This window comes from Paracoccus alcaliphilus, assembly GCF_028553725.1.
GTDB classification, from domain to species: domain Bacteria; phylum Pseudomonadota; class Alphaproteobacteria; order Rhodobacterales; family Rhodobacteraceae; genus Paracoccus; species Paracoccus alcaliphilus.
The window spans coordinates 2,548,772-2,565,897 of the sequence record NZ_CP067124.1 but is presented as its reverse complement, the minus strand read 5'-3'; the positions used below and the strand labels follow the sequence as shown (position 1 = coordinate 2,565,897).

Below are 17,126 nucleotides of genomic sequence, written 5' to 3'. Positions count from 1 at the left end.
TCGAGATTTTAATCAGCCGTCCAGCCGTAACTGCCCGGCCCGGCCAGCGCGGTGCGGGCGGTCATCACTTCTTGCGGCGCGATTCCGGCCGAGCGCGCGAAACGCAGTACCCGCTGATCGTCCTCCAGCAGGAAATCCAGCAGGCTGACGCCAAATCCCGGATCGGCAGCCGCCTGCCGCAAATCCAGCGCCCGCAGGCCCGTCATCGCCAGCAAGGCCTCGACAAGTTCCTGATCCGACGCGATGAATTGCAGCGCCTGCACTGTCAGCGCCTCTGCTCCCGCATAGCTCATATCCGCCTATCCTTGCGAAATTCCGCCACCAAGCTGCGCCGGAAACCCTTTCTTAACGATTAGCTGCGAAGTTGGGCCGAGCAGAGTGGCATGTAAAGGGCGATCGTTGTCATGACAGCACGCATTCTTGTCGTGGACGGACAGGCGACGAACCGGATCACCCTCAAGGTCCGGCTGACGGCGGCGTGTTATCAGGTGACGACCGCCGCCAGCGCGCAGCAACTGATGGATGAGCTGGCCCGGATCCGGCCCAATCTGATCCTGCTGGGCGGGGATCTGCATGATGCCGGGCTGGTCGAACTGTGTCAGACATTGGGCGAAGGACGCGACTGCGCGGGCATTCCCATCGTGATGATCGCGGACGACGACCAACGCCTTGCCGGTCTGCGCGCCGGGGCTGCCGCCGTTCTGGCGCCGGGGATAGATGAACAGATGCTGCTGGCGCGGATTCGCGGATTGCTGCGCGATTGCGATCAGACAGCCGGGGTCGGATTGGCGGAATCGGCCTCTGCCTTCGATCACCGGGGCGATGACGCCGCGTATGGCGGGCAGGTGACGCTGGTCGCCGACAGTATCGGACGGGCGCTGTGCTGGAAGCACCTGCTGGGTCAACGGCTTCCCTACAGCTTTGTGATCAACGACCCGGAAAAGGCGCTGGGGGCGGCCAGCATGGGTCAGGCTGCCGATCTCTATCTGATTGCCGCGAATATCGAGATGCAAGGCGACGGCCTTCGCCTGCTGTCCGAGTTGCGTTCCCGCACCGGGTCGCGCGATGCGGCATTCGTCGTGGCGACCGATTCGCAGGCCCCCGATATCAGCGCCTTCGCGCTGGATCTGGGCGCGGGCGATGTGCTGCCGCTGGGGCTTGGCGGCACGGGAACCGAAGCCGCGGCACTGACATTGCAGGCGCAGATGTCGCGCAAGCTGCGCGGCGACCGGCAGCGCGAGGATGCGCAGCGCCGGATGCTCTGGGCCATGACCGATCCGCTGACCGGTCTTTACAACCGCCGCTATGCCATGCCCCGGCTGACCGAACTGGCGGCGGACAGCGTGCGCCATGACCGGCGTTTTGCCGTGCTGATCATGGATCTGGATTATTTCAAGCGGATCAACGACACCTATGGCCATCCCGCCGGGGATGCGGTTCTGTCCGAAATTGCCCGCAGGCTCAGCCGGACCGTCGGTGATCGCGGCCTCGTCTCACGTCACGGCGGTGAGGAGTTTCTGGTTATCCTGCCCGATTGCGACGAAAATCTGGCCTGCACGCTGGCCGAGCGGTTGCGCAGCACGGTTGAAACGCGCCCGATTCTGCTGTCGAATCTATCGGGCGGCGGCGCGGTCGGAATTACCCTGTCTGTCGGCGTCGCGCTGATGATCTCGGCCTATATGCTGCTGGAGCCCGAGGCCGTCGCCCAGCATGTACTGGAACGCGCCGACCGGGCGCTGATCAGCGCCAAAAACCGGGGCCGCAACCGGGTGATGCTGGCCAGTACGCGCCATGCGGCCTGAAAGAATGCGTATCTCTGCGACTTTTTGTCGGCCTTGACACTCTGGCGAAAGGCGGACGGTGGGGTTATTGTCCGACAGCCGGAATCGGACCATGAGGATGGAGTCGCAATGTCACAGGCAGCAATCAGCGCCGAAAATGCCGAACGTCCGACGGGGCAGGCCGTCAAGCGCGCCAGCCTTGGGAAATGTCCGGCTTGCGGTCAGGGCAACCTGTTCTCGCGCTATCTGAAGGTCGCGGACCATTGCCCGCATTGCAACGAGGCGCTGCATCATCAGCGCGCCGATGACGGCCCTGCCTATCTGACGATCTTTCTGGTCTCTCATCTGGGCGCGCCGCTGCTGATGGCCGTCTATATGGCGTGGCGGCCTTCGGCCATGTCGATGATCATCAGCTTCAGCCTTGGGGCGATCATCCTGTCGCTGGCGCTGCTGCCGCGGATCAAGGGCGCCTTTGTCGGCTTTCAATGGGCCCGGCGGATGCATGGCTTTGGTCAGGGGCCGGATCCCGCATTGCCATGACCAATCCCGGCGATCCGCCGATTCGCGATGCGGCCACGCTGATCCTGCTGCGGCGAAAGCCCGCTGGCATCTCGGTCCTGATGGGTATGCGCGGCGCAAAGGCGGTGTTCATGCCGTCGAAATATGTCTTTCCGGGCGGCGCCGTCGATGCAGAGGATGCGGCCGCCCCCCTGTCGCGCAAACTGGCCGAGCCGCATCGCAGCCGCCTTCTGGCCGAGCCGCGAGGGGACACCCGCACCGATCCCGACGCCATCGCCGCGGCCGCACTGCGTGAACTGGCCGAGGAAACCGGCCTGCTGATCGGCGCCTCTGACGGGCCGGCCAGCGACTGGCCGGGCTATGCCGAGGCCGGATTGTCGCCCGATGCCGGATCGCTCAGCTATGTGTTCCGTGCGATTACGCCGCCGGGCCGCCCGCGGCGGTTCGATGCGCACTTCTTTGCGCTGGATGCGGCGGATCTGGTAGGGGATCCCGATGATTTCAGCCGCGCCTGTGACGAGCTTTCGCATCTGCACTGGGTTCCGGTGACCGAGGCGCGGGCGCTGAACCTGCCCTTCATCACCGAGGTGGTGCTGGCCGAACTGGCCGAGCTGGTCGGCTCGGTCGCGCATGACGCCCCCCTTCCCGTTCCCGATACCGTGCCCTTTTTCGACAATCGCGGCCCGGCGCCGCGCTTCTGCCAGATCACCTGAACCCGAGCGTTTTCCTTGCGCGCATCGGCCGCAAGCCGCAAGCACCCGGAACGTGGTCGCGACCAAGGTGGGGACTTTCCCCGACCCAGCCATCAGCCTATGCTGATACGCCTATGGAGGACCCGCGATGACAGCAGAATTCGGCCATTTCGCCCTGATCCTGGCCTTTGCCCTGTCGCTTTACCAGATGGTCGTGCCGATGATCGGCGCGGCGAAGGGATGGGAGGGCTGGATGGACAGCGCCCGCCCCGCCGCCATCGCGCAATTCCTGCTGGTCTGCCTGTCATTCGCGGCGCTGACGCAGGCCTTCGTGACCTCGGATTTCTCGGTCAAGCTGGTCTATGACAATTCGCACAGTCTGAAGCCGATGATCTACAAGATCAGCGGCGTCTGGGGCAATCACGAAGGCTCGATGCTGCTGTGGGTGCTGATTCTGGCGCTGTTCGGTGCGGCGGCGGCGGTCTGGGGCGGCAACCTGCCGCCCAGCCTGCGCGCACGGGTGCTGGCGGTACAGGCCTCGGTCGGTGCTGCCTTCTATGCCTTCATCATCTTCACCTCGAACCCGTTCATCCGCATGCCCGTACCGGCCTTCGACGGGCGCGACCTGAACCCGCTGTTGCAGGACCCCGGCCTGGCCTTCCATCCGCCGTTTCTCTATCTGGGCTATGTCGGGCTTTCGATGGCCTTCAGCTTTGCCGTCGCCGCCCTGATCGAGGGTCGCGTCGATGCCGCATGGGCGCGCTGGGTGCGGCCATGGACACTGGCGGCTTGGGTGTTTCTGACCATCGGCATCGCATTGGGGTCGTGGTGGGCCTATTACGAGCTGGGCTGGGGCGGCTTCTGGTTCTGGGATCCGGTGGAAAATGCCAGCTTCATGCCATGGCTTCTGGCCGCCGCGCTGCTGCATTCCGCCATCGTCGTCGAAAAACGCGAGGCGCTGAAAAGCTGGACCATCCTGCTGGCGATCATGGCCTTCGGGTTTTCGCTGATCGGGACGTTCATCGTGCGCTCGGGCGTGCTGACCTCGGTCCACAGTTTCGCCAGCGATCCGCAGCGCGGCGTGTTCATTCTGGCGATCCTTGCCGGCTTTACCGGCGGGGCGCTGACGCTTTATGCCGCGCGGGCCAGCGAGATGACGGCCAAGGGCGTCTTTGCCCCCGTCTCGCGCGAGGGGTCGCTGGTTCTGAACAATGTGTTGCTGGCGGTTTCGGCCTTTGTCGTCTTCATCGGCACGGTCTGGCCGCTGATCGCGGAAATGGTCTGGGATCGCAAGCTGTCGGTCGGGCCGCCATTCTTCAACAAGGCCTTCACGCCCTTCATGATCGTGCTGGCGATAGCCCTGCCGCTCGGTTCGATGCTGCCATGGAAACGCGCCACGCTGTCGCGGATAATGAAACCCCTGCGCGGGGCACTGATCTTTACCGCAGCCGTCACCCTGCTGATCTTTGCGGTGTCCACCGGGCGTTCGGCGATTGCCGTGATCGGGGCCGGACTGGGTACATGGATCATTGCCGGATCGGTGGCCGACCTGATCCACCGCACCGGCAATTCCGGCCTGTCCCGGTTGTGGCGGTTGCCGCGCGCCGACTGGGGCAAGGCGGTGGCCCATGCCGGGATGGGCGTGACCTTCATCGGCGTCAGCCTGCTGACCGCCTGGCAGGTCGAGGATATCCGCGTCGCCCATCTGAACGAACCCTTTGAATTTGCCGGATATACCGTAACCATGACCGAAGTGGCCGAGGTCGAGGGGCCGAATTATATCTCGACCATGGCGACGATGCAGGTCACGCGCGACGGGCGGCCGGTCGCGATCATGCATCCGGAAAAGCGCATCTATCCGGTGCAGGGGATGCCGACCACCGAGGCCGCGATTGATGGCGGGCTGTTCCGTGACCTCTATCTGGTGATCGGCGATCCGCAAAGCAGCGGCGGCTGGGCGGTCCGGTCCTATCTGAAGCCCTTCGCCAACTGGATCTGGATGGGTTCGTTCCTGATGGCGCTTGGCGGGTTGATCAGCCTCAGCGACCGGCGTTATCGCGTGGCGGCAGGCGCGGCGCGGCGCAGTAATGCCGATGCGGTCCCGGCGGAATGACGATGCGCAAAACCGGCCTTGCCCTGACCCTGCTGTTCGCTCTGACCACGCCTGCCCTTGCTGTGCAACCCGACGAGGTGCTGTCCGACCCCGGACTGGAGGCCCGCGCCCGCGCCCTGTCGCAAAAGCTGCGATGTCCGATCTGTCAGGGCGAGAATATCGACGAATCGAACGCCGCGATCAGCCGCGACCTGCGGCTTTACGTGCGCGAACGGCTGGTCGAGGGCGACAGCGATGCCGAGGTGCTGGACAATGTCGCCGACCGCTTCGGTGAATTCGTCCTGTTCGAGCCCCGGGCCAGCGGCGGCAATCTGCTGTTGTGGCTGGCCGGTCCGCTCATGGCGCTGATCGCGCTGCTGGTCGCATGGGGTTTCCTGCGGGCCCGCGCCCGGGCCGAGGTGCCGGCGACGCAGGCGCTCAGCAAGGATGAACGCGCCCGTCTGGATGAGATCATGCGCGATTGATCCGGCAATGACGCCGGGTCGCGCTTTCCCCCGCTGCATTTTACGGCATCATGGCGGCAAAAGAGGGGGAAGATCATGGGATTCGAGACCATCCTGTTCAGCGAAAACGACGGCGTCGCCACGCTGACCCTGAATCGTCCGCAGGTGATGAACGCGCTGAACAGCCAGATGCGGGCCGAGATCGTCACGGCACTGACCGGGCTGTCATCCGATACCCGCTGCGTGGTGATGACCGGCGAGGGCCGGGCCTTCTGTTCGGGTCAGGATCTGACCGATGCGGCGGCGGCGCAGGATCTGGAGGGCACGCTGCGGCGCGAATATGAACCGATGCTGCGTGCGGTGGTGGATTGCCCGGTGCCGGTGATTGCGGCGGTCAATGGCGTGGCGGCGGGTGCCGGGGCCAATCTGGCGCTGGTGGCCGATGTGGTGATTGCCATCGAAAGCGCCCAGTTCATTCAGGCATTCACCCGCATCGGGCTCATCCCGGATGCGGGCGGGACATGGGCCATTCCCCGCGCCATCGGCATGGCGCGCGCGGCGGGGATGATGCTGTTCGCCGATGCCGTCCCGGCGCGGCAGGCCGCCGATTGGGGCCTGATCTGGCAGGCCCTGCCGGATGAGGATTTTGCCGAGGGCGTCAGCACGCGGGCGCGGCATCTGGCGCAGGGACCGACGCTGGCATACCGAGCGATCCGCCGCGCCTTGCGGGCCAGTTCCGGCAATGATCTGGATGCGCAACTGGCGCTTGAGGCCGAATTGCAGGGGCAGGCCGGACGCAGCGCGGATTTCACCGAGGGCGTCACGGCCTTTCTGGAAAAGCGCAAACCCCGGTTTCGGGGGCGCTGATCCGCCTGATCGTGCAGACTGTTCAGCCAGTCGCGCAGCGCCGCATTGTCGGCGAAATCATCGTCCGGCCGCGCCACGGTCGCCCCGGCGGGTGCCACCGTGGCGGCAGGTGCCGGGCGTGGGGTCCAGACCCGGTCGCGGAAATAATGCGCCTCTCGCGCCCCGAAATAGAAGCTGACGATCGCGCCCAACAGCCACCACAACGGCTCGGGCACGGTCTGCAACCCTTCCATCCTGACGCTGAAGCCGAAAGGCTCGACCATCGCATAGACGAACAGCCCCAACGTGCCCAATGTCAGAACCGGTCGGGGCAGCCTGTTCAGCCCATTGACGAAACAGTCGAAGAACCCGGGCCTGACCTGCTGGAACTCCTGCCCCATCTGGACCATGGCACGGGCATAAGCCTCTTCGTTCAGCTCCATCTGCCTTGTGGCGTTACGGGTAAAGACCTCGGCCATGCCAGATGCGGCGCTGCCAAGCGCGGTGACGGTGGGCGCGGCGCCCAGAAATCGGTCGATCAGGCCCATTTGGCGGTCCTTTCGCGATGTTCGGCCTCGGTCAGGTGGTAGCGCGGGGCGATGAATTCCTCGGCCCGGGTGATCCAGCCGCCCTTGCCGCCTGCCTTGGTGCGGGCATATTTGCGGCTGGCCGGGCGCTGATCGGCCAGCGCATAGTAATAGTTACGCCGCGCGATCCCATAGGCATCAGCCAGATGCAGCGGCGCGGCACGACCCGCATCATGGGCGGCGGCGATGGTGTTCGGCCCGACAATGCCGTCGGCGGTCGCGGCGAATCCCATGCGGGTGATCAGCCGTTGCAGGATCTTGACCGCATTGGTTCCGGCGTTGACATACATGTCGAAAACGCTGGCATGTACCATCTGCGGCAGTTCGGCCAGACGCGGTCGGGTGAAGTAATGCTCGACGAATATCTGCTGCGCCTGCGTCCGTGTCAGCGCCCGCACATCCTGCTTGTCGATGCGCCCGTCGCGGTTCAGATCCAGCCCCAGCGTCTTCATCGTTCCGATGGTCACGCCGAAATTGGTCGCCCCGCCCGGATCGTCCGGATCATCGACATAGCCCCCCTCACGCGCCACGATCCCCGCCGCGATCTCTTCCACGCTTTGCATGATACCCCCTTTGCACCCCGCCGGAATGGCGGAGCGCCCAAGGGTGGCGCGGGCCGGTTAACCTTTCGTTAACCCGCCGTGCGTTGCCGGGGTCAGGTCGTGGGTTCCTCGTAAACGCCTGTGGCCTTCAGCGTGTCGATCACCTCGCGCGGCATGTAATTCTCGTCATGCTTGGCCAGCAGGTCGCGCGCCTCGAAGCGGCCATTGCGGTACCAACCCTTGGCGATGGTGCCCTGCCCTTCGGTGAACAGGTCCGGGCGCGGCTCGGCCCCGGTATAGCTGACCGGGATTTCCGCCACCCCGTCGGTGATGACGAAATCGAACCGGACCCCGTCGCGTTCGACGATCGAGCCATCCTTGACCAGTCCGCCCAGCTGGAAATACTCGTCAGGGTCGGGCATGGCCTCGGTCACCTGCGAGGGCGAGCGGTAAAGGTTGATGCCGTCGCGAAATCCATATCCGATCAGCACCACCGCGATCAGCAGCGCCACGGCGGCGGCGGCCAGAACCTGAACGCGGCGCCGTTTCTTCAATGATTTCATTCCCGCCATCACATCACCTCATGCTGCCTCGAAGCGGAAGGCGCGGCGCAGGAATTGCGTCGCCTTGCCCGATACCCGCTGGGGGTCGCCCGTCGTCAGAAACTTCGCTTCCGCGCCCGGTCCGACGAATTCCGGCCGACGCTGAAGATAGTCGGCAAGGCTTTCGGCGACCAGTCCCGCCTGCGAATAGACCCTTACATCATCGCCCAAAGCGCGCTGGAAAGCAGCCTCGACAAAGGGATAATGTGTGCAGCCCAGAATCGCCGCCTCGGGATAAGGCATCCGGCGCATCAAAGCCTCGACATGAGAGGTCACCAGCGCCTCGGCCAGAATTTCGTCGCCCTGCTCGATGGCGTCCACGACCCCGCCGCAGGGTTGCGCCTCGACATCGACACCCACGGCGCGGAAGGCCAGTTCACGCTGAAACGCGCGGCTGGCGACGGTGGCGGGGGTGGCGAACAGCGCGATATGCTTGACCGCGACCTCTCGCGGCGGGGAATTGTCGCCCCAGCGGCGCTCGGTCAGCGCCTCGATCATCGGGACGAAAACGCCCAGAACCCGCTTGTTTTCGGGCAGCCAGGTTTCCTGCATCCGCTTCAAAGCGGCGGCGCTGGCGGTGTTGCAGGCAAGGATCACCAGATCACAACCTTCGGCCCACAGGCGTTCGACGCCCCTGCAGGTCAGATCGAAAATGTCGTCCGAGGTGCGAACCCCATAAGGGGCATGGGCATTGTCGCCCAGATAGACCAGCGGCAGATCAGGCAGGCGCGCGGCAATGGCCTGATGCACCGTCAGACCACCCAGCCCCGAATCAAAGATCCCAACCGCCATATCGCCATTCCTTCTGTCGCGCAGGTTCTTCTAGGCCGCTGCGCGACATTTGAAAATGACATAGATCATTCGGCGGCTTCACGGATGGGTGCATGGCCGCCACGGAACTGGGCCAGCAGTTCATCGCGACGCCGCGCGGCAAGATCGGCGGCCTCGTCCTTGACCGGGCCATAGCCACGCACGGTCAGCGGCAGCTCTGCCAGTTCGATCGCCAGCGGCATGGTCGCATCACTGACCGAGGCGAAGATTTCGGCCATATCGGCCTCGTATTCGCGGATCATCGCCCTTTCACGGCGACGCTCGGGGCTGCGGCCGAACGGGTCCAGCGGCGTGCCACGCAAGCCCTTCATTGCCGCCAGCACCCGGAACGCCTTCAACATCCACGGGCCGAATTCGCGCTTTTTCGGGCGACCCAGCGCATCGGTGCCGGACATGAAGGGCGGCGCCAGATGGAAGGACAGCTGCGGCGCGCCTTCCCATATCCGCCCGATCTGATCCGCGGTGGACAGGTGCAGCCGCGCGACCTCGTATTCGTCCTTATAGGCCAGCAGCTTGTAATAACCCCGCGCCACGCTGTCGCGCAGCGGTTCCGGGGCCTGCGCGACCAGCTTGCGAAAGCGCCGCGCCAGCCGCCTGCCCTGATATTCGACCAGCCGCGCCTCTCGATAGGCGACCGGATCGGGCGGCAGTTGCGTCACCCCGGCGGGTTTGTGGGTCTGTTCGGGAAAGGCCATCGCCCAACGTCCGATCTGGAAAGCGCGCTGGTTTTCCGCGACCTTGGCCCCATTCAGGCGGATCGCGTCCATGATCGCCTCATGGCTCAGCGGAATCAGCCCCTGCTGCCAGCAGGCACCCAGCACCAGCATATTGGCATAGATAGAATCGCCCAACATCCGCTGCGCCAGATCATTGGCGTCGAAAAACGCCACCCGATCACCCAGACGCGCCTGCAACGACATGCGCAGCCTGTCGGTCGGCACCTGAAAATCGCGGAAACGGGTGAAATCGCCGGTGATGATCTCGTGATCGTTGACCACCGCGCCGGTACGCCCCGTGGTCATCAGCCCGATGGTTTTCGCGCCCGCCGACACCACCAGATCGCCGCCGATGATGCAATCGGCCTCGCCCACGGCGACGCGGATGGCGCTGATGTCCTCGGGGGCGTTGGCCAGCCGCAGGTGGATATGGACCGCGCCGCCCTTCTGGGCCAGCCCGGCCATCTCCATCATGCCTGCGCCCTTGCCGTCGATATGCGCGGCCTGCGCCAGAACCGCGCCGATGGTCACGACGCCGGTGCCGCCCACGCCGGTGACGACGATGTTATGCGTGCCGCTGATCGCGGGCAGCGCAGGCGCGGGCAGATCGGGCAGATCGAACGCCTCGGGGCTGGGCTTGCGCAACTTGCCCCCCCGAACCGAGACGAAGCTGGGGCAAAAGCCGTTCACGCAGGAGTAGTCCTTGTTGCAACTGGACTGGTCGATCTGGCGCTTGCGGCCCAGTTCGGTGTCCAGCGGCACCACCGACACGCAGTTCGACTGGATGCCGCAATCGCCGCAGCCCTCGCAGACCTCGGGATTGATCCAGATGCGACGGTCGGGATCGGGAAACTGCCCCTTCTTGCGGCGGCGACGTTTTTCCGCAGCACAGGTCTGGACATAGAGGATCGCGCTGACGCCGGGCGAGGTTTCTAGATCGCGCTGGACCTCCATCAGCTGCGCGCGTTCCTCGATCCGCAGGCCTTTCGGGAAGGCCTCGGGGTCGATCTCTTCCTTTTCGTCAAAGACCACGACGACCGGATCGACGCCCATCGCAACCAGTTCCCGTGCGATCTGCGGCGCGCTGAGCCCGCCCTCGTTCGGCTGCCCGCCGGTCATCGCCACCGCGTCGTTATACAGCACCTTATAGGTGATGTTGGTGCCCGCAGCCAGCGCCGCCCGGATCGCCAGAATCCCCGAATGGTTATAGGTTCCATCGCCAAGATTCTGGAAAACATGGTTTCTTTTGCTGAATGGTGCTTCTCCGACCCAGTTCGCGCCCTCGCCGCCCATATGGGTGAAACCCTGCGTGTCCCGGCCCATCCATTGCACCATATAGTGACAACCGATACCGGCATAGGCACGGCTGCCTTCGGGCAGACGGGTCGAGCTGTTATGCGGACAACCAGAACAAAACCAAGGGGTTCTGGTCGATATTTCAGGTGCGTTGTCATTGCGTCGCACCTCGTTCAGACGCTCCAGCCCGGCGCGGATGCCATCGGTGCCGCGCCCTTCCTCGATCAGCACGGCGCCGATCTTCTGGGCGATCATCACCGGGTCCAGCGCATAGCGGGTTGGGAACAGTTCCGCGCCGCTCAGATCGTGCTTCCAGCCGTGGACGCGGCGGCCGTGGCGATTGTCGAAGATCGCCTCTTTCAGTTGCACCTCGATCAGTTTGCGTTTTTCCTCGACGCAGACGATAAGTTCAAGATTTTCAGACCATTCCTGCATGGACTTCATATCCAGAGGCCATGTCTGCCCGACCTTGTAGGTGGTCAGCCCCAGCCGTTCGGCCTCGGCCTCGTCGATGCCCAGCAGCGACAGCGCGTGGACCAGATCCAGCCAGTTCTTGCCCGCCGCGACAAAGCCGATCTTGGCGCCCGGCTTGCCCCAGATCCGGCGATCCAGCATGTTGGCGCGGGAAAATGCCTCGGCGGCCCATCGCTTGTGGTCGATCATCCGCGCTTCCTGCGCGATCGGCGTATCGCCCAGCCGGATGTTCAACCCGCCATCGGGCAGGTCGAAATCGGGGCGGGTGAAGTTCAGCCGGAAGGGATCGCCATTGACGACAGCGGTGGCCTCGACCGTGTCCTTCATCACCTTCAACCCGGCCCAAAGGCCAGAAAACCGTGACAAGGCATAGGCATAAAGCCCATAATCCAGAATTTCCTGCACCCCTGCGGGCGACAGCACCGGGATATAGGCATCCACCATCGCCCAGTCCGACTGATGCAGCACGGTCGAGCTTTCGCCCGTATGGTCGTCGCCCATCGCCATGATGACGCCGCCATGTTTCGACGACCCCGCCATATTGGCGTGGCGCATCACATCGCCCGAACGGTCGATCCCCGGCCCCTTGCCATACCACAGCCCGAAAACGCCGTCATATCTGCCCTCGCCGCGCAACTCGGCCTGCTGGCTGCCCCACAGCGCGGTGGCGGCCAGATCCTCGTTCAGGCCGGGCTGGAACAGCACATTGGCCTGCGCCAACCGGTCACTTTCGCGCATCATCGCCAGATCGACGCCGCCAAGCGGGCTGCCGCGATAGCCGGTGACCAGCCCCGCCGTGTTCAGCCCCGCCCGTTCATCGCGTGCCGCCTGCATCAGCATCAGCCGCACCAGCGCCTGCGTCCCGTTCAAAAGAACGTGGGCCTTTGTCAGGTCAAAGCGGTCCGACAGCGTGAATTCCTGCTTGCTCATCCCGGTCCTCCCCAAGAATTACTGGCCTTTCATCCATTGTAGGTCAGAATTGCTGACCGACAAAGAATATTCGTCGCCGCAACGCAGCATCTTGCCTGATAGCGCCTGTCAGGATAGGGTTGCAAAAAATGCATGGCTGCCAAGGCAGGATTATTACAACAATGGACTGGGACAAGCTCAGAATATTTCACGCGGTCGCCGACGCGGGCAGCCTGACGCATGCCGGCGACACGCTGCATCTGTCGCAATCGGCGGTCAGCCGGCAGATCCGCGCGCTGGAAGAATCACTTGGGACAACGCTGTTTCACCGCCACGCGCGCGGGCTGATCCTGACCGAACAGGGCGAATTGCTGTTCGAGGCGACGATGTCGATGACCCGCAAGCTGGACGGCGCCGCCGCGCGTATCCGCGACAGCGAAGAACATGTCTTCGGCGAATTGAAGGTCACGGCGACGGTTGGCTTTGGCACGCTGTGGCTGGCCCCGCGTCTGGTCAAGCTGTATGAGAAATATCCCGACCTCAAGATCGACCTGATCCTTGAGGAGCGCGTGCTGGACCTGCCCATGCGAGAGGCCGACGTGGCCATTCGCATGAAAGAGCCCAGCCAGTCCGACCTGATCCGCCGCCGCCTGCTGAACATCCGCATGCGTCTTTATGCCTCGCCCGAATATCTGGAAAAGGCGGGGATGCCGCAGTCGCTGACTGAACTGGCCTCGCACCGGCTGATCTGCCAGAAAACCGACCAGCCGCAGGTCGCCGCGGGTGCCCGGCTGGTGCAGGAACTGCTGGCGCAGAACATCTCGACCATGCTGACAGTGAATAATTATTTCGGCGTGCTGCAAGGGGTGCTGGCCAATATCGGCATCGGCGTGCTGCCCGATTACCTGACCGCCGACCACGGCCGGTTGATTCGCGTGCTGCCCGAAATCGAGTCGGGCGAGGTGCCGGTTTTCATCGCCTATCCCGAAGAGCTGCGCCAGACCCGCCGCGTCGCCGTGTTCCGCGAATTCGTGCTGGAGGAAATCCAGGCCTATCGCCGCGCACAAAGCGAAATCCGGGGCAGCTAAAGGTCGCAATTCCGGTACCGTCCTTACGACTTTGGTCGGGTTTTCAGCGTTGTTTTGGCAGGATTTTGCAGCCATTCGGTAACTGCATGGCCGCTATGCTGCAAGTGCGACACTATATTCCTTGAATAGTTCATAGCCTGCACATAAATCAGGCTTCGAAGGCGGTGGAAAGCTTAGCGGTTCATCACCTTCAACCTCCCTGTTGGACTTAGGCCGGGCTTAGTGCCCGGCTTTTTTTTGCCCGCATATCCGGTCCGCGCGACCGCTTCGGGCAAAGCGCGCGCCAAACGCACCAGCCCCTTCCCATGCGAGGCGCCAGCACTTACAAGGCGCCAGACTCCACGGGCAGGAAGGGCCAGACATGCAGGAACCGACGATCACCCCGGACCTGATCGCCGCGCACGGGCTGAAGCCGGACGAATACGACCGCATCCTGCAAATCATCGGGCGCGAACCGACATTCACCGAGCTTGGCATCTTCAGCGCCATGTGGAACGAGCATTGTTCCTACAAGTCCTCGAAGAAATGGCTGCGCACCCTGCCCACGACCGGCCCGCAGGTGATCTGCGGCCCCGGCGAGAATGCGGGCGTCGTCGATATCGGCGATGGTCAGGCGGTGGTCTTCAAGATGGAGAGCCACAACCACCCCAGCTATATCGAGCCGCATCAGGGCGCCGCGACCGGCGTCGGCGGCATCCTGCGCGATGTGTTCACCATGGGCGCGCGCCCCATCGCGGCGATGGATGCGCTGTCCTTTGGCCGCCCCGAACATCCCAAGACCCCGCATCTGGTCAAGGGCGTGGTCGAGGGGATCGGCGCCTATGGCAATGCTTTCGGTGTGCCGAACGTGGGCGGAGAGGTGCGTTTCCATCGCTCGTATGACGGCAACTGCCTTGTGAACGCTTTTGCTGCGGGTCTGGCCGATGCGGACAAGATCTTCTATTCGGCGGCGTCGGGCATCGGCATGCCAGTGGTCTATCTGGGCGCGAAAACCGGCCGAGACGGCGTCGGCGGCGCGACCATGGCCAGCGCCGAATTCGACGACACGATCGAGGAAAAGCGCCCCACCGTGCAGGTCGGCGATCCGTTCACCGAGAAGTGCCTGCTGGAAGCCTGCCTTGAACTGATGCAGACGGATTCTGTCATCTCGATTCAGGACATGGGCGCGGCGGGTCTGACCTGTTCCGCCGTGGAAATGGGCGACAAGGGCGGTCTGGGCATCAGGCTGATCCTCGACCACGTCCCGCAGCGCGAAACCGGCATGACCGCCTACGAGATGATGCTGTCCGAATCCCAGGAACGCATGCTGATGGTGCTGAAGCCCGAGAAAGAGGCCGAAGCCCGCGCGATCTTCGAGAAATGGGATCTCGACTTCGCCATCGTCGGCGAAACCATCGCCGAGGATCGTTTCCTGATCCTGCATGGCAACGAGGTCATGGCCGACCTGCCGCTGTCGAAACTCAGCTCCAGCGCGCCGGAATATGACCGTCCCTGGGTCGAAACCCCTGCGGCAGGCGACATGCCCGCCCTGCCCCCGATCACGCCGGTCAAGGCGCTGAAAGCCCTGATCGGCAGCCCCAACCATGCCCACAAGTCATGGGTCTGGCATCAATACGACACCCAGGTGGGCGCCGATACGATCCGCCGCCCCGGCATGGGCGCGGGCGTGGTGCGGGTTCACGGCACGCAAAAGGCGCTGGCCTTCACCAGCGACGTGACCCCGCGCTATGTCCGGGCCAATCCCTATGAGGGCGGCAAGCAGGCCGTGGCCGAGGCGTATCGCAACCTCACCGCCGTCGGCGCGCTGCCCCTTGCCACCACCGACAACCTGAATTTCGGCAATCCCGAAAAGCCCGAAATCATGGGCCAGCTGGTGGGCGCGATCAAGGGCATCGGCGAGGCCTGCGCGGCGCTGGATTTCCCCATCGTGTCGGGCAATGTCTCGCTTTATAACGAAACCGACGGCACCGGCATCCTGCCCACCCCCACCATCGGCGGCGTGGGCCTGATTAAGGATCTGTCGCTGCTGATCGCCGGCCTGCCTTCGGAAGGCGACGTGGCGCTGGTCATTGGCGAAACACGCGGCCATCTGGGTCAGTCGGCCCTCGCCGCCGAGGCATTCGGCATCGAAGCGGGCGACGCCCCGCATGTGGACCTGACGGCCGAACGTCTGCACGGTGAATTCCTGCGTGAAAACCGCGCGCATGTGACCTCGGCCACCGATCTCAGCGATGGCGGTCTGGCGCTGGCCGCCTTCGAGATGGCCGAGGCCGCAGGCATCGGGCTGCGCCTCGACAGCGACGATATCGCGCAACTGTTCGGAGAGGATCAGGCCCGCTATCTGCTGGCCTGCAACGCGGATGGCGCGGCCGCGCTTCTGGCGGCTGCCGAAAAGGCGGGCGTTCCGCTGACGCAGGTCGGCAGCTTTGGCGGTATGGCGGTGCAGATGGGACAGGACGCGGGCGATCTGGCCGAACTGTCGCAGCTTTACCGCAGCGCCTTTGCGACGGCGATCAGGGGCGATATGCCCGACCACGCATGACGGTCCGCGCCCCGAAAGGCTATGCGGCCATCGTCACCGCCGCCGGTCGCGGCAGCCGCGCCGGCGGTGACGAGCCCAAGCAATGGCGCGATCTGGTCGGGCGCAGCGTTCTGGCCCGCGCGCTGGACGCCTTCGCGGGCTTCGACCGGGTGGTGCTGGTCGTCCATCCCGATGACATGGCCCGCGCCATCGCCGAATTCGCAGGCCCCGTCACCATCGTCACCGGCGGAGAGACCCGCGCCGCCAGCGTCCGCGCCGCGCTGGACACGCTGGAGGGCAGCGACATCACCCATGTCCTGATCCATGACGGCGCCCGCCCCCTTGTCAGCGACGCGGTCATCCAGGGCGTGATCGACGCGCTGCAGGCGGGCGCCCGGGCCGCCGCCCCCGCCCTGCCCGTCACCGATGCGCTGTGGCGCGGTGACAACGGCACCGTCACCGGCACCGCCTCGCGCGACGGGCTTTACCGCGCGCAAACCCCGCAGGGTTTCTCTGGTGAACAAATATCCAAAGCGCACCGGCTCCACCCCGACGACGCTGCCGACGATGTGGAACTGGCCCGCAAGGCCGGGCTGGACATCGTCATCACGCAGGGCGACGAAGACAATCTCAAGATCACATGGCCCGGCGATTTCGCACGGGCGGAAAAACTGCTGGGGGCTGCGATGGATATCCGTCTGGGCAATGGCTATGACGTTCACGCTTTCGGGCCGGGCGATCATGTGACGCTTTGCGGCGTGCGGATCGCGCATGAGGCCGGGCTTATGGGCCATTCCGATGCCGATGTCGGCATGCATGCGCTGACCGACGCCATCTATGGCGCGCTGGCCGCAGGCGATATCGGCCGCCATTTCCCGCCCTCGGACCCGCAATGGAAGGGTGCCGACAGCGCGATCTTTTTGCGCCACGCCGCGGATCTTGCCCGCGCACATGGCTTCAGGATCGGCAATGCCGATGTCACGCTGATCTGCGAGGCCCCGAAGATCGGCCCCCATGCAGGTGCCATGCAGGCGCGGCTGGCCGAAATCATCGAACTTGCGCCCGACCGGATCAGCGTCAAGGCCACCACATCCGAACGGCTGGGCTTTACCGGGCGGCGCGAGGGGATCGCCTCGATCGCCACCGTCACCCTGATCAAGGAGTAA

The 17,126-nt window shown here is 64.5% G+C and carries 14 protein-coding genes and 1 pseudogene; 9 read left to right on the top strand and 6 right to left on the bottom strand.

The window, feature by feature from the left end:
* Positions 1-8 precede the first annotated feature (8 nt).
* Positions 9-293: a DUF3572 domain-containing protein gene (locus tag JHW40_RS13265; RefSeq protein WP_090614108.1), complete on the bottom strand. Its 285-nt coding sequence runs from the start codon at positions 291-293 to the stop codon at positions 9-11.
* A gap of 111 nt (positions 294-404) precedes the next feature.
* On the opposite strand from JHW40_RS13265, the gene JHW40_RS13260 reads away from it, so the two are divergent.
* The 6 genes from JHW40_RS13260 (at position 405) to JHW40_RS13235 (ending at position 6,415) form a co-directional block, all read left to right on the top strand.
* The gene (locus tag JHW40_RS13260; RefSeq protein ID WP_090614111.1) at positions 405-1,802 is read left to right on the top strand and encodes a diguanylate cyclase; all 1,398 of its coding nucleotides are present in this window, start codon (positions 405-407) and stop codon (positions 1,800-1,802) included.
* 108 nt (positions 1,803-1,910) lie between these two features.
* On the top strand, positions 1,911-2,321 hold the full coding sequence (locus JHW40_RS13255) for a DUF983 domain-containing protein (protein ID WP_090614113.1): 411 nt from the start codon (positions 1,911-1,913) through the stop codon (positions 2,319-2,321).
* On the top strand, positions 2,318-3,013 hold the full coding sequence (locus JHW40_RS13250; protein ID WP_090614116.1) for an NUDIX hydrolase: 696 nt from the start codon (positions 2,318-2,320) through the stop codon (positions 3,011-3,013). The genes JHW40_RS13255 and JHW40_RS13250 overlap by 4 nt, the downstream gene beginning before the upstream one ends.
* Before the next feature lie 127 nt (positions 3,014-3,140).
* Positions 3,141-5,105, top strand: coding sequence for a heme lyase CcmF/NrfE family subunit (locus tag JHW40_RS13245; RefSeq protein WP_090614119.1), 1,965 nt, complete (start codon positions 3,141-3,143; stop codon positions 5,103-5,105).
* A 2-nt stretch (positions 5,106-5,107) separates the two neighbouring features.
* Complete coding sequence (locus JHW40_RS13240; protein ID WP_090614121.1) at positions 5,108-5,569, top strand: cytochrome c-type biogenesis protein; 462 nt, start codon at positions 5,108-5,110, stop codon at positions 5,567-5,569.
* Between the two features lie 75 nt (positions 5,570-5,644).
* A complete protein-coding gene (locus JHW40_RS13235; protein ID WP_090614124.1) occupies positions 5,645-6,415 on the top strand; it encodes an enoyl-CoA hydratase-related protein in 771 nt (256 codons plus the stop codon).
* 212 nt (positions 6,416-6,627) lie between these two features.
* On the opposite strand, the pseudogene JHW40_RS24030 reads toward JHW40_RS13235, so the two are convergent.
* The 5 genes and pseudogenes from JHW40_RS24030 to JHW40_RS13210 all read right to left on the bottom strand — a co-directional run.
* Positions 6,628-6,837, bottom strand: a pseudogene (locus tag JHW40_RS24030) (3TM-type holin); the annotation flags it as partial.
* A 95-nt stretch (positions 6,838-6,932) separates the two neighbouring features.
* Positions 6,933-7,544, bottom strand: a complete 612-nt coding sequence (locus tag JHW40_RS13225; RefSeq protein WP_090614127.1) for a holin-associated N-acetylmuramidase — start codon at positions 7,542-7,544, stop codon at positions 6,933-6,935.
* A 92-nt stretch (positions 7,545-7,636) separates the two neighbouring features.
* Positions 7,637-8,086, bottom strand: a complete 450-nt coding sequence (gene ccmE, locus JHW40_RS13220; RefSeq protein WP_090614166.1) for a cytochrome c maturation protein CcmE — start codon at positions 8,084-8,086, stop codon at positions 7,637-7,639.
* An 18-nt stretch (positions 8,087-8,104) separates the two neighbouring features.
* Positions 8,105-8,917 (bottom strand): glutamate racemase, encoded by an 813-nt coding sequence (locus JHW40_RS13215; RefSeq protein ID WP_090614130.1) that lies wholly within the window; start codon positions 8,915-8,917, stop codon positions 8,105-8,107.
* A 65-nt stretch (positions 8,918-8,982) separates the two neighbouring features.
* Positions 8,983-12,372, bottom strand: a complete 3,390-nt coding sequence (locus tag JHW40_RS13210) for an indolepyruvate ferredoxin oxidoreductase family protein (protein WP_090614133.1) — start codon at positions 12,370-12,372, stop codon at positions 8,983-8,985.
* Positions 12,373-12,533: 161 nt separating this feature from the next.
* On the opposite strand from JHW40_RS13210, the gene JHW40_RS13205 reads away from it, so the two are divergent.
* The 3 genes from JHW40_RS13205 to JHW40_RS13195 all read left to right on the top strand — a co-directional run bounded on the left by JHW40_RS13205 (position 12,534) and on the right by JHW40_RS13195 (position 17,126).
* Positions 12,534-13,439, top strand: a complete 906-nt coding sequence (locus JHW40_RS13205; RefSeq protein ID WP_090614136.1) for a LysR family transcriptional regulator — start codon at positions 12,534-12,536, stop codon at positions 13,437-13,439.
* A gap of 361 nt (positions 13,440-13,800) precedes the next feature.
* Positions 13,801-15,981 carry a phosphoribosylformylglycinamidine synthase subunit PurL gene (purL, locus tag JHW40_RS13200; protein ID WP_090614138.1) on the top strand — a complete coding sequence of 727 codons (2,181 nt, stop codon included), beginning with the start codon at positions 13,801-13,803 and terminating at the stop codon, positions 15,979-15,981.
* Positions 15,978-17,126: a bifunctional 2-C-methyl-D-erythritol 4-phosphate cytidylyltransferase/2-C-methyl-D-erythritol 2,4-cyclodiphosphate synthase gene (locus tag JHW40_RS13195; RefSeq protein WP_090614141.1), complete on the top strand. Its 1,149-nt coding sequence runs from the start codon at positions 15,978-15,980 to the stop codon at positions 17,124-17,126. The genes purL and JHW40_RS13195 overlap by 4 nt, the downstream gene beginning before the upstream one ends.

Coding starts and splice junctions, on each gene's coding strand:
- JHW40_RS13245 (WP_090614119.1), top strand. CDS start 3,141: ATGACAGCAGAATTCGGCCATTTCGCCCTGATCCTGGCCTTTGCCCTG.
- JHW40_RS13260 (WP_090614111.1), top strand. CDS start 405: ATGACAGCACGCATTCTTGTCGTGGACGGACAGGCGACGAACCGGATC.
- JHW40_RS13235 (WP_090614124.1), top strand. CDS start 5,645: ATGGGATTCGAGACCATCCTGTTCAGCGAAAACGACGGCGTCGCCACG.
- purL (WP_090614138.1), top strand. CDS start 13,801: ATGCAGGAACCGACGATCACCCCGGACCTGATCGCCGCGCACGGGCTG.
- JHW40_RS13250 (WP_090614116.1), top strand. CDS start 2,318: ATGACCAATCCCGGCGATCCGCCGATTCGCGATGCGGCCACGCTGATC.
- JHW40_RS13215 (WP_090614130.1), bottom strand. CDS start 8,917: ATGGCGGTTGGGATCTTTGATTCGGGGCTGGGTGGTCTGACGGTGCAT.
- JHW40_RS13225 (WP_090614127.1), bottom strand. CDS start 7,544: ATGCAAAGCGTGGAAGAGATCGCGGCGGGGATCGTGGCGCGTGAGGGG.
- JHW40_RS13265 (WP_090614108.1), bottom strand. CDS start 293: ATGAGCTATGCGGGAGCAGAGGCGCTGACAGTGCAGGCGCTGCAATTC.
- JHW40_RS13255 (WP_090614113.1), top strand. CDS start 1,911: ATGTCACAGGCAGCAATCAGCGCCGAAAATGCCGAACGTCCGACGGGG.
- JHW40_RS13240 (WP_090614121.1), top strand. CDS start 5,108: ATGCGCAAAACCGGCCTTGCCCTGACCCTGCTGTTCGCTCTGACCACG.
- JHW40_RS13195 (WP_090614141.1), top strand. CDS start 15,978: ATGACGGTCCGCGCCCCGAAAGGCTATGCGGCCATCGTCACCGCCGCC.
- JHW40_RS13205 (WP_090614136.1), top strand. CDS start 12,534: ATGGACTGGGACAAGCTCAGAATATTTCACGCGGTCGCCGACGCGGGC.
- ccmE (WP_090614166.1), bottom strand. CDS start 8,086: ATGAAATCATTGAAGAAACGGCGCCGCGTTCAGGTTCTGGCCGCCGCC.
- JHW40_RS13210 (WP_090614133.1), bottom strand. CDS start 12,372: ATGAGCAAGCAGGAATTCACGCTGTCGGACCGCTTTGACCTGACAAAG.